A 12,703-nucleotide genomic window follows, 5' to 3' on the forward strand; every position below is an offset into this window, starting at 1 on the left:
GACACTCCGCTCAGGCAGGGGGACGTACTGATAACAGGCTGTTATCTCAAGACAAAATCATCGACAAATAGCCACCTATTAACGCCAGTACTGTCGTTAATGCATAACTGACGGGATAAGGTACGGCGGCGACAGAACTGCCAGACTCTTCCATGATGGCGTTCAGACCTGGAGTGCTGTTGCGGGCACCGGTGGAGGCACCGGCAGCAATAATGGAGTTGAGGCCAAAGAATTTGATCCCGACCCAGAAGGCGATGAACGGGGGTATGAGTGCTCCGGCAAGACCGATCAGCGCTAGCCAAAGGATCGTATCGCCACCAAGCGCGGTGATGACCTTAGGGCCCACGTTAGCCGACAGGACGGCAACAAAGGCGTTCAGTCCGAAATCCTGTAGAAAGCTGCGCGCCCCTTCATGGACGGGGCCGCCGAAGTCGGGATTGCGGCTACGAAAATAGCTGACGCCAACGCCTGCCATGATCACTCCAGCCGATGTTCCAAGCGCAAACGGGATGCCCGAGATCGTGACGGTGACGATACCGACCAGATATCCCACCAACATGGCGAGTGAAAGGTAGAGAACCTCGGACTTCATGGTTGGCAGAATGGCGTGACCACCCAGATGTTTTGCCGTTTTCTGGATCGCGGCATCCGGGCCTGTCAGACGTAGTACATCGCCAAACCGGACGTCACTTTTCGGACCAAGCGGCATTTCATTGCCGGCACGAAAAACGGCTTGTACGGTAACGCCTCCGGGTATGGTTTTGCCAAGTTTCGACAAACTTTGTCCGGAAAACTTGTGCGAACCGATATGCACATCGGCAACCTCTAGCGGAATATTTCGCGCCAGCGGATCGTCGGATTCCGGGCCAATCAACTCGCCTTCTTTTAGTATGAGCTGATGTACGTCCGCACGCACCGTGACAATGTCATTCATTTCTACAGTGGGGTCGCTGCTCAAGTCCAGAACTTCGCCGTTGCGGACCAGACGCAGAACAGGGGCTTCGGGGAAATTCTCAGACAGCTGCGATACAGTGCGTCCTATGAAACTTTCGTGCGTGACGGTAAAGGCGCGTAGATCGAAAGGTGAGAAGCCCAAAGTCAATGCGTCAGGAGCGCCAGGCACGGGATGTGTCGCACCACCGCTGAAATCTGATTCTGCCAGTTTCGCATCAGCGACGGCATCACGGCCGAAGATACGCGGAAGATAGCGGATCAACAGAATGATCCCGACAGTGGACAGCACATAGCTTATTGCATAGGCGGCCGCCATGTTGGCACCGACCTCTTCGATAGTCATACCCGCTGGTGGTGTATAGGCCCCACTGGTCAGCGCGCCCTGACCCACGCCCAGGATCGCTGTGATGGTATAGCTACCCGAAATAAGCCCAGTGGCATAGCCTGGCGCCAGTCCTGCGAGGGCGGCGCCGAAGTAGCAGATGACCCAGTTCAGAACCCAGACAATCAGTCCGATGCCGACAAATGCCAGTCCGCCCTGACGCAAGCCTGAAAAGAACTGCGGCCCCACCTTCAGCCCGAGGGCATACATGAAGAGCAGTAGCATGAAGGAGGACAGAATGCTGGGTACCGCGTAGGTGATGCCAAACGAGGCTTCAGCGAACATCGAGAGTACGATGCCGACCAGCAGTGTGCCTGCCGTAGAACCCAGAGAGATGGTCTTGAAGCTGAACTTGCCGATCAAGGTGCCCAGTGTCAGTGCAAGCAGAACGAAGGCAATCGGCTGGTTACCCAGAAGCTGGAAAAAACCATGCAATCCCGCTTCCGTCACGGGCTCGAGTTTTTCAAATATCTGGCCAATCATTCGCAACCTCCAGCGGGCGAGGTCGCCCTTGGGATTGCGGCGTCACAGATGAGCGAATCATCCATGGTGGAAGCCGGGTTTTGCGCTGGAGTTCGGGACAGGGTTTTTCAGCAGATGTTCGATGGCCCGCTTGATATCGACGAGAAGCATTTTAGCCAGATCGCGACTGACTCCATGACGGATCAGAATGCGTTGGACCACGATTTCCTCGCGGTTCGAGGGCAAGGGGTAGGAGGCGATCTGCCAACCCTTCATCCGTACTCGTTCTGACAGGTCATAGAGCGTGAAACCATGATCGGCCTTGGTCAGCTTGTAAGCCACTGCAGGCAGACCGCCATGGCCGTCATAGACCATGTCGAGCTGTTCGAGTTTGGCAAGTTCAGCACCTAGCCATTGAGCGGTGTCTGAGCAGGCCTGTTGAACTGCCGTATAGCCTTCACGTCCCAGACGCAGAAAATTATAGTATTGCGCGATAATCTCGCCACCGGGTCGCGAGAAGTTCAACGCAAAGGTCGGCATGTTGCCACCGAGGTAGTCGACGTAGAAAATCAACTCCTCAGGCAGATCCTGCTTTGATGCCCAGATAATCCAGCCCACACCCAGAGGTGCCAGTCCGTATTTATGACCTGAAGCATTGATGGAGCGGACCCGTTCCAGCTGGAAGTCCCAGACGATGTCGCGTTGGATGAAAGGTGCGATGAAACCACCTGAAGCAGCGTCGATATGCATAGGAATATCAAGCCCCAGGTCACGCTCGATCTCATCCAGTTCACGTGCTAATGCTTCGACAGGTTCGTAGATTCCGGTGAATGTGACGCCCAGTGTTGCCACCACACCGATCGTGTTCTCGTCGCAGTACTTGCGCAAGTCTTCGGGTTTCAAGCCTAGAGCATCGCCTTCTAGTGGTACTTCACGGATTTCAACATCGAAGTAGCGGGCGAATTTTTTCCAGCAAATTTGTACGGGACCGGTGACGATGTTCGGCTTGCTTGTATCCTTGCCCTCAGCTTCACGCCGTTTGCGCCATTGCCACTTGAAGGCGAGGCCTCCGAGCATGGCAGCTTCGCTTGATCCTGTCGTTGAGCAACCGATTGTCTCCCAGGATTTTTCGGCGTGCCAAAGATCAGCCAGAATGTGTACGCAGCGATTTTCCAACTCTGCGGTCTGCGGATACTCATCCTTGTCGATCATGTTCTTGTCGACGGCATCCTCCATCAACTGCTTGACTTCATCTTCGACCCAAGTGGTACAAAAGGTTGCAAGGTTCTGACGAGCATTCCCATCCAGCAGGAGCTCATCGCGAATAAGGGAATAGGCGGCATGCGGCGCTGTACGGCCTTTGGGCAGTCGATACTTGGGAAGGCCTTCTTGCGAGGCCTCGGTGGCATAAATGTCCTGCAGGCTGGATTCGTCGGTTAAATCGACGTGATGGATAGGCATGTCATGGTCTCAATGTATGGGTGATTTGTTTGAAGTCAGTCGGTGTTTTCAATGCGACTACCGGCAACGCCTGTCAGAATGCGCATGGCATCATCAAGGCGTCCGATGCCGGTAAATCCGCCGGTTTGCGCAAATCTGCAAGCGGCTTCTACCTTCGGTTTCATGGATCCTGCTGGCAAGTTCAGAGCTTGTGCTGTCTCAACGTTCAAGCTTGGGATAGGCGCAGAATCTTTAGTGCCAAATCCCTGGTAGATTGCGTCAACATCGGTGAGCAACAGCAAAGCGTGTGCACCGAGCTTTTCTGCCAGCAAAGCACTGGCTGCATCCTTGTCGATCACCGCTTCAACACCATACAGGCTGCCATTCTCACGACGCACAACCGGAATGCCACCACCACCCGCACAAACGATGATTACTCCTTGGTCGTGCAGGAGTTGCAATACGTGCAAATCCGGAATGTCTTTGGGTGCAGGAGAGGGCACAACGCGACGCCAGTGTTCACCGTCTTGCGCGATGCTCCACCCTGCGGCGTCAGCGAGCATCTGTGCTTTTTCATGGGTATAGATCGGACCGATGAATTTGGTTGGGTTCTGAAAAGCCGGATCGTTGATGTCGACAATAATCTGGGTTAATAGTGTTGCTACAGGTTGTTCCTGATCAAGCGCATTTTCAAGTTCTTGCTCAATCATATAGCCGATCATGCCCTCAGACTCTGCCCCGAGCACATCAAGAGGGTAGAGTTCATCCGGCTTGTATGCCGAACCCTGAAGTGCCAGCAATCCTATCTGCGGACCATTTCCGTGGGTGATTACCAGTTGGTGCCCGGCGCGCACGATGTCAGCCAGCGACTTAACCGCGGTGATGACGTTGCTGCGTTGCACGTCCGCCGTCAGCGGCTCGCCGCGCCGCAGCAGCGCGTTGCCACCAAGTGCTGCCACGACGAGCATCTAGGCTCCCAGAGTAGCGACGAGTACCGCCTTTATCGTATGCATGCGATTTTCTGCTTGATCAAAAACGATAGATGCTTCACTTTCAAAAACCTCATCGGTTACTTCCATGCAATCAATGCCAAACTTCTCCTTCATCTCTGCACCTACAGTGGTTTCGGTATTGTGAAAAGCGGGCAGGCAGTGCATGAACATGGTACGCGGATTACCGGTACTGGCCATCACTTCGGTGGTGACCTGATAGGGCGAAAGCAATTCAATTCGTTCGGCCCATTTCTCCTGAGCTTCGCCCATAGAGACCCACACATCGGTGTAGATGAAGTCCACATTTTCAACGGCCGTATCCACATCCTCGGTAATGGTGATCCGGGCCCCGGTTGTCTGGGCAATATCACGCGCCTCTTGCTGGATCTGTGCTGAGGGCCAGCAGGCCTTGGGGGCACACAGGCGTACATCCATACCCATCTTGGCACCGCCAATCAACAGACTGTCACCCATGTTATTGCCCGCATCGCCCAGGAAGGCGTAACGGACCTGGTGCAGCGGCTTTTCTGCATGCTCCATCATCGTCAGAAAGTCTGCGAGGATCTGGGTCGGATGGAATTCATTGGTCAAGCCGTTGTACACCGGCACACCTGAGAAGTCGGCGAGCTGTTGCACTATCGATTGACCAAAACCTCGATATTCGATCGCATCATAGATCCGGCCCAGAACACGTGCCGTATCCCTTACCGATTCCTTGTGACCGATATGACTGCCTGTCGGGCCAAGATAGGTTACGCGTGCGCCTTGGTCGTAGGCGGCAACCTCGAAGCCGACTCGTGTACGAGTCGAGTCCTTTTCGAAGATCAGGGCAATATCCTTGCCCTGTAGCTTCTGGACTTCCGTCCCTGCATACTTGGCCGTTTTCAGATCAGAGGCAAGCTTCAGAAGGAATTGTATTTCACGCGGCGTGTAGTCACGAAGCGTCAGAAAATGTCGGTTTTTAAGATTGAATGCCATGGGGGGTTGTGTTCTCGTTAGGGTTATCTGGGTTCGACTCAAACAGCGTCGCGAATAGTGGGGCAGCTCATGCAATGGCCGCCGCCGCGTCCACGCCCCAGCTCTGCCCCGGGTACGGCCAGCACCTCAATACCCGCAGCTTTGAGTGCCGCGTTAGTGTCGTCATTACGATCATAGCCAACCACCACACCTGGGCGTAGTGCCAGCACGTTGTTGCCATCGTTCCACTGTTCGCGTGCGCGCTCCTCTTCGGAGTTTCCGCCCGTGGATACGACTTGCAGTGTCTTGTACCCCAGCACTTCGGCAACAATGTCGAAGATGTGGCGTGAATCGCGTTGAAATTTCAGAGGCGCGCCTTTGTCTCCAGCACGGATGTCATAGCAGATCAACTCATCCGCTACTTCCTTGAAGGAGGTGACTACGTCGCCACCACATAAGGTAAATACCGTATCCAGGTGCATGGCTGCACGTGATTGGGGAATCTGGAAGGCGAGCACACGCTCAACTGCGCGTGATTCAAGTAGTGCCGTTGCCATCTGCCCAACACCCTGGGGTGATGAGCGTTCACCCATGCCCACCAGAACCGTGCCATTGCCGACAGGCATGATGTCGCCACCCTCCACAGTCGCCAGACCATGGTCGACGGTTGGGTCTCCCCAGTGAATCTTTGCCTTGTTGGCAAATTCAGGATGAAACTTGTAAATCGCGGTGTTCAACAATGTTTCTGGGCGACGGGCTGCCCAATGCATGGGGTTGACCGATACCCCGTCATAGATCCAGGCTGAGTTATCCCGGGTAAACAGTGCATTCGGAAGCGGTGGCAAGATAAACCCGTGATGACCCAGATACCCACCAAAAAGACCCGATGGCTTGAAAGGCAGATCATCAGCGGCCAGGCCGCCCAGTAGGCACTCAGCCAGTGTGTTCCCGGGTAGCTCATCCATCCAGCTGCGTAGCTCAGCGATCATTCCTACACCGATCTGATCTGCAACTATGCGCTGATCCAGCACCCAGGTACGAGCCTGTTTGTTGTTCAATGTCTCGGCCAGCAAGTCATTGACATCGAGTACCTCGACACCTTCATTCGTCATCAATTGCACAAAAACATCGTGATCCTTCTGCGCCTGCTTGACCCAGAAGACGTCATCAAACAGTAACGATTGACAGTTGCTGGGTGTCAGGCGGCGATGCGCCAAACCGGGGCGGCAGACTATTACCTGACGCAGAATTCCGGTCTCCGAATGTACTCCGAGCTTGTATTCACTCATGATTTTCATCCTGAAGTAGGGTTTAAAGAAAGGCGGCGAGGCTGATGACGACAGTAATGAATACCGTGAGAATCAACAGTAGCGGCCAGATAAAGACAAGCCAGCGATCGTAGGAGACGCGGCCAATCGCCAGGCCACCAACGACGACTGCAAATGTAGGGTTGATCAGATTGACCAGGCCGTTGGCGGATTGATAGGCGGTCACCACCAGATCTCGACCGACTCCTGCGAAGTCGGCAAGCGGTGCGAGGATAGGCATCGACAAAACCGCAAGACCTGATGAGGAGGGTACGAAAAAGCTCATGCCCACCTCGATCCAGAACATCAAGTTAATGAATGCCAGCTCAGGCAGCCCACCAAGAGACTGTTCTGCGCTATGCAGAATGGTGTCGGCAATCATGCCTTGTTCCATGATCACAACAATGCCCCGTGCAAGTCCGATGATCAGCGCAACACCCAACAGTTCCCGTGCACCATCAACAAAATTTGCGGTGATGTTTTTCTCTCCCATGCGGGAAACCAGACCAACAAGGATGGCCGAGCCTAGAAACAGGGCGCTCATGCGGGCCATGTACCAGCCTTGTGAGGAGACACCCCAGATCATCACGACGAAGGTCATCGCAAAAATCACGAGTACAATTTTCTGAGTGGTATTGAGCGTGGCGCCTTGTTGATCCTGTTCGTTGTCTTTCAAGAACAACTTACGGTGTGCCTCTGCCTGCTTGGCCACCACCGAGTTTGCAGGATCCTGCTTGACCCGTTTGGCGTAGCGCATGACATAGGCAGCGGATATGGCCAGGCCACCAAGCGCCATTATCGAGCGCAGTACAATTCCGTCGGTGAATGGGATGCCGGCAGAATTTGCGGCAATAACGGTGGCAAACGGATTGATGGTGGAGCCTAGTACGCCGACACCGGCACCAATCAGTATGATGGCTATGCCGGTGACAGCATCGTATCCGGCGGCAATCATTACTGGCACAAGAATGCCGTAGAAGGCGAGGGTCTCCTCGGCCATACCATAGGTTGTGCCACCAATTGCGAACAAGGACATCATGATCGGGATCATCCAGATCTCATGACCCTTGAGTCTGCGCATCGCACTACGGATACCGGTATCGATTGACCCGGTGGCATTGACAATGCCGAGAAAACCACCCAGAAACAAGACGAATAGCGCTACATCTATCGCACTGGCAGCATAGCTGTCAGGATCGTAGAAGCCTGCAACGGGTGCCAGCATGACATCAAAAAATCCCTGAGGATTGGACTCAACCGTCTTGTAGGTTCCGGCAACGGCTATTTCACGACCAACACTGTCGCTCATCGCACGGTCATAACTGCCAGCGGGAATGACCCAGCTCAAAGCAGCAACAAAAATGATCAGCAAAAAGAGGATGGTGTAGGCGGTCGGGAAACGTGATGCGAGTCCAGTATCAGCTTCAGGTTCGGTACTAATGGCATCAGGCTCTTTATCGCTGGACGAAGTGGTATTCATAAGATGCGCTTGTCTGGTTGGTCGAATGGCAAGACTTCTAATGGGTGAGGATGCTGCAGAAACTCGAAAGGCGGTATCGGGAGATGGACGTAGGTGTGGTTCGGGTACTACGTAGAGAGGTCAGGCACACACGTGCGTAACACATGAAAATCATGGATATAAAAATACAGTCATGACCCTGGTTTTCGCAGCTGGCTGCCAATCGTGGGAGACACCGTCGTATTTGGTGAATGTGTGTGGTAGCGAACAGACTGTATTGCGTTCAGCGTTCAGTCTGAAAATCAAGCAACAGCCCTAATGTCAACGCGGAGCACATTGGTGTTACTACCACGAGTGGCTTCGTTTCACTGGCTCGCCAAGTTTTGCGTTGAACCGATAAAACTTTTATCAGGAGAAAAATCGATGAACATCAGAAATACTGTCCTGACAGCCTGCCTGGTCGGATCCGGCTATTTCGCTCCGGCTTTGGCAGCCACTCCGGATGTGACCGGCCTTAGAGCGGATATCTACTCGACGAACTCAGCCGAGCTCTTCTGGGATCGGGTGCCGAACCAGGCACTGACGTATGAAATACTGCGCAACGATGGGCAGTTGAGCACCACCGATGGCACTAGTTTCTACGATTCCACTCGGTCGCCAGGGGTGACGAGCGACTATGCCGTAACGGCGATCGATTCAGACGGAGTACGTTCAACTACAGCGACCACGACGGTGGCGCCCTTTGACCAGGTCAGTTTGCAACCACTGCACCTGCGCGGGGATGTCTACTCCAGCACCACAGCGGAAATTTTATGGGTTCGCGTTCCAAATCGTGATCTCAGTTATGAGGTAGAAAGAGATGGCGTTGTCATGAGCGTCACCCACGGCAATAGTTACTACGATAGTGCGCGCACATCGGGTGCTCCCAACACCTACACAGTGACGACGATCGATGAGCTGGGAATCCGACATCTGCCGGCCACTTTGACGCTAGGCCTGTTTGGCACAGAATCAATCGATAGTCCTCCGGCAACCGGATTGAAGTCTTCGGTGTATTCAGCCACAGCGGCCGAGATTCATTGGGATCGTGTGCCCAATCGAGATCTACGCTATGAACTGCTGCGTGATGATGGTTTGTCGAACATCAGCAACGGCACCAGCTACTATGATAACAAGCGCTTTCCAGGCACCAGCAACACCTATATCATCACCACTATCGATGAAGAAGGTAACCGCTCCAGCGCTGTATCGATCGATGTGCCGGCTGGCTAGTTTCTGCACAATCGTGATGACGTGCTTTGTAGGGAACTCTAGATTGCCTCACTGACTTTTGGAGTCACGACAAAAGTACGTGTCACGACGGGTCCGTGTTCAGGCCCTGGAACGCCGCCCTTGGCTTCCAGGCTGACGGCCAGCTCTGCCGCATCCGACAACGGTCTGGGTAATACCAGACGTCGAACTTCACCGGTTGTATCAGGTAGCAGTCCTACTGATTGCACTCCTTGGGAGTCCTTGAGAACCATCCACATCTGATGGCTTTGCGTGTCGGCAATAGAGGGTTCTCCGACAACCGTGATCAGAAGTTCACCGTACTCATCATCTGCTTCCTGTCCGGTTTTGCGCAGGCTCACAGCCCATAGCGGTACACTCTGTTCATTCTGCAAAACAGCGACCGTGATGGGTACTGTACTCATATCCTGCTGCTGCATGGGTGATGGCTTGAATACAAGAATCGCTGCAAGACAAGCCATTGAAACGACAGAGAATACCGTTGCCATCTGCCAGTACCGAGCCCTTTGACGCAAGAGTTCGACGGTTTCCTGAATCAGCCCTGGCTTCTCCTGCCTGACTTGCTGGCTCACTCGCCTCTGGGCGCTTGGCTGACGGGGCTCGCTGACAGGTGCCCCAAGATTGATATCAGGAATATCAATGGCGGATAGATGCCCATCAAGTTGATCCTGAATTTTATTCCAGACTGTATTGGGTGGCGATACCGGATCAACAAGCTGTGTCAGCGGGTCAAGTCGCTGCTGCCACTCGCCCAGCAGGGATTGCCACTCCGAATCTTGTTTGTATAGCAGGTCCGCTTCCAGACGTTCTGATTCGCCGAGTGCACCTAGTGCATACAGAGCTGCCAACGAATCCTTGTGCTCATCAGTTGTGTTCAACGAAGCACTCCTTGAGACTCTTCAATCCACGCAATATCCAGCTTTTCACCGTGCCTAGTGGGCGATCCACCGAGGTGCTGATTTCCTCTTGCGTGTAGCCTTCGCAATAAATGGCGACAATACATTGTTGTACTTCAGGTCGAAGTCGTCCAAGGCACAGAGAAAGCAGTTCGGATTGTGCAAGTTGCTCGTGTATGGCCGGTAGCTCAGAGGTGAAGGTTTCCACGTCAAGAGAGGAGCGCTTCGAGAAGTCTCCCCCATGGCGCACCAGCTCCCGACGACGCATGTCAAGCGCCTGAAAGCGCGCCAGCGAATTAAGCCAGGCCATCGGAGTGCCTTTGTCTGGATTGTATGTTCCGGAATTTTTCCATACTTTGACGAATGTCTCCTGCAGCGCTTCTTCGGCGAGTGCCTTGTTATTCAGAATACGCAGCTGAAGGCCAAAAAGACGCGCGGAGACTTGTTTGTATAGCAAGGCAAGCGCCTGCCTGTCCCCTGAGGCGACGTCGGCAAGCCACAGGCCTACGCGCTCATCACTGAGCGTTGGGAGGTCGTTCTCGATTGCCGGAGAATTCATTGCAGATTATATGATCGAGGAAAATAACTTATATTGCATCTTTTGTGAAGCTAATTGGGCAAGCACAGCCGCTATCAGCCAAGACTGCCTTCGAATCATATCCCAGAATGAGACCGAGCCGAGTGACCGTGCATAACAGACAATCAATCTGCAAGGCAACGTGAATATTACGCAGTAAGCAGGGTGATTGTTGACAGTTTGTAAGCAAGTGTTCGCTTCATACTGGTGCAACTGCCACGTAATGGCCATTTGTCAGGAACAAATTGGAATGAAAGAATCAGCAACAGTGCAGTCGGGGACAGGCTCTGGAACAGGTAAACATGCATTGACTCTGTTACGGACGGCTGTGGTCACACTTTCACTCGCCTCGCTCGCCGCTTGTGGCGGTGGATCTTCGGATTCCTCACCTGCTGATGCAGGCGATGCTTCGGGTATTGATCCGACTTCACCACCACTGGATGACTCGCAGAATCTGCGAGCACTGAATGTCTCTTTTACAGTCCCGGACAGGCTGCAATTGATTGGATCTGCGCTGACAGCGACAGTTACCGCGGGTGGCAGTGAGCAGAGTATGCAGACAGTAGGTGCAGGCTTTGAGTCCACTCTGAATCTGCCTAAAGAACAGCAGCTTCAGGTGTACGTCGGGATACGTCGAGCCGAGGATGGCCTGCTGTTAGCAGCGGCGGACACCACTGCCTGGCTGGGTGATCAAAGTGCTGCGGTCAGCATGCCCGAACAACGTTTCAGTTACGAGTTCGATGACGATGGAGATGGAGTCGACAATATTGTAGAAATTGAACGTGGCACTTCGCCAACCACTATCAGTCTGGATTTCGATGCAGATGGTCTGCCGGATGATAGTGATCAAGACGATGACAATGATGGTATTGCCGATTCTGCCGATGCGTTTCCCTTCAATGGGCAAGAATTCGAAGACACCGATGGCGATGGCATCGGTAATAATTCGGACAACGACGATGATGGCGATGGCGTACTCGATGAGAACGACGCATTTCCAACTGATGCCACTGAAATCAGGGATAGTGATCTCGATGGCATAGGTGATTCTCGGGATACAGATGCTGATGGAAACGGCATTGAAGATGATCAGGAAGATTCAGATTACGACGGTGTACCTGATCCCATTGATTTGTTTCCAAACGACTACAGCGAATCGGCGGATGCTGATGGCGATGGTATCGGTGACAACGCAGATCAGGATGACAACAACGACGGTATTGAGGATTACAGAGAAGGATCACAGATCATCGTGCCTTATGTTGACAATGCCAGCATCAGTATTGATGGTATTTGGGACAGCGGCTATTCAAACAACACCTATTACGATGAGTGGGGCAAGGCCGCTGACAATGACAACTATGGCTATAGCCTCAGGTTTGGAAATCTGCTAGTCGATAATACGGACCGCTATAACTACAATAACTACAGCAGTAATTATTTCGAGATGATGCACGACGGTGAGTATCTGTATATCAAGATCACGATCGGCGGTGAAGAGCTCGAGAACTGGTTCAACGATTCTGCAGATATCTGGGAAGATGATTCGGTCGAGCTGTACTTCGACGTAGGTTACGACCAGTTGGACGCTTATGGTGACGATGATTTTCAGCGACTATTCCGCTTTCGGGACAGTGCCGATGATCCGACCATTGATGGCTTCTACTCAGCCAGCGGTATGGAGACGAGCTATGCGACCAGCTATCGGCATGAGAATAATGCAAGCTCGGTCTACCAGCATCTCTACGAGATAAAGGTAAAACTGTCATCAATCGGTCTTGAGCCCGGCGACACCTTCGGTTTTGAAGCCGGATCCAACGACGATGACGACGGTGGTATACGTGATACGAAGTGGGGCTGGTTTGCTCCGATCGGTACTGATGAAGCCTGGCAGCGTCCTAGTGTCTTCGGCAAGGCCAAGCTGCAGCCTAGTGATTGATAGGAGGTAGGAATTTGAGTTCAGGCGCAAGGATGCGCCTGTCTCGAA

Annotated in this window: 10 protein-coding genes; 2 read left to right on the forward strand and 8 right to left on the reverse strand. The window is 53.2% G+C overall.

Going from position 1 to position 12,703, the window contains the following annotated elements; all coding sequences use genetic code 11:
• Positions 1 to 46 precede the first annotated feature (46 nt).
• Genes IMCC3135_RS10725 through IMCC3135_RS10750 form a run of 6 tightly spaced genes read right to left on the reverse strand, consistent with a single transcriptional unit; the run spans position 47 to position 7,974 of the window.
• Positions 47 to 1,819 carry an aspartate:alanine exchanger family transporter gene (locus IMCC3135_RS10725; RefSeq protein ID WP_169727440.1) on the reverse strand — a complete coding sequence of 591 codons (1,773 nt, stop codon included), beginning with the start codon at positions 1,817 to 1,819 and terminating at the stop codon, positions 47 to 49.
• 57 nt (positions 1,820 to 1,876) lie between these two features.
• Complete coding sequence (locus tag IMCC3135_RS10730) at positions 1,877 to 3,259, reverse strand: glutamate decarboxylase (protein WP_088917597.1); 1,383 nt, start codon at positions 3,257 to 3,259, stop codon at positions 1,877 to 1,879.
• Positions 3,260 to 3,294: 35 nt separating this feature from the next.
• Complete coding sequence (arcC, locus tag IMCC3135_RS10735; RefSeq protein ID WP_088917598.1) at positions 3,295 to 4,206, reverse strand: carbamate kinase; 912 nt, start codon at positions 4,204 to 4,206, stop codon at positions 3,295 to 3,297.
• On the reverse strand, positions 4,207 to 5,208 hold the full coding sequence (locus tag IMCC3135_RS10740; protein WP_088917599.1) for an ornithine carbamoyltransferase: 1,002 nt from the start codon (positions 5,206 to 5,208) through the stop codon (positions 4,207 to 4,209).
• 38 nt (positions 5,209 to 5,246) lie between these two features.
• Positions 5,247 to 6,476: an arginine deiminase gene (locus IMCC3135_RS10745; protein WP_088921795.1), complete on the reverse strand. Its 1,230-nt coding sequence runs from the start codon at positions 6,474 to 6,476 to the stop codon at positions 5,247 to 5,249.
• Positions 6,477 to 6,498: 22 nt separating this feature from the next.
• A complete protein-coding gene (locus IMCC3135_RS10750) occupies positions 6,499 to 7,974 on the reverse strand; it encodes a YfcC family protein (RefSeq protein ID WP_088917600.1) in 1,476 nt (491 codons plus the stop codon).
• Positions 7,975 to 8,376: 402 nt separating this feature from the next.
• Between IMCC3135_RS10750 and IMCC3135_RS10755 the strand changes: the two genes are divergently transcribed.
• Positions 8,377 to 9,225 (forward strand): fibronectin type III domain-containing protein, encoded by an 849-nt coding sequence (locus IMCC3135_RS10755; RefSeq protein WP_088917601.1) that lies wholly within the window; start codon positions 8,377 to 8,379, stop codon positions 9,223 to 9,225.
• 38 nt (positions 9,226 to 9,263) lie between these two features.
• Here IMCC3135_RS10755 and IMCC3135_RS10760 read toward each other — a convergent pair whose 3' ends face one another.
• The gene (locus tag IMCC3135_RS10760; RefSeq protein WP_088917602.1) at positions 9,264 to 10,121 is read right to left on the reverse strand and encodes an anti-sigma factor; all 858 of its coding nucleotides are present in this window, start codon (positions 10,119 to 10,121) and stop codon (positions 9,264 to 9,266) included.
• Positions 10,108 to 10,698: a sigma-70 family RNA polymerase sigma factor gene (locus IMCC3135_RS10765; protein ID WP_088917603.1), complete on the reverse strand. Its 591-nt coding sequence runs from the start codon at positions 10,696 to 10,698 to the stop codon at positions 10,108 to 10,110. Before IMCC3135_RS10765 ends, IMCC3135_RS10760 begins: the two co-directional genes overlap by 14 nt.
• Positions 10,699 to 10,966: 268 nt before the next feature.
• Here IMCC3135_RS10765 and IMCC3135_RS10770 point away from each other — a divergent pair, with 268 nt between their 5' ends.
• A complete protein-coding gene (locus IMCC3135_RS10770; RefSeq protein WP_157735909.1) occupies positions 10,967 to 12,655 on the forward strand; it encodes a sugar-binding protein in 1,689 nt (562 codons plus the stop codon).
• Positions 12,656 to 12,703: the final 48 nt, after the last annotated feature.

It is taken from the genome of Granulosicoccus antarcticus IMCC3135 (assembly GCF_002215215.1).
In the GTDB taxonomy this organism is placed as follows: domain Bacteria; phylum Pseudomonadota; class Gammaproteobacteria; order Granulosicoccales; family Granulosicoccaceae; genus Granulosicoccus; species Granulosicoccus antarcticus.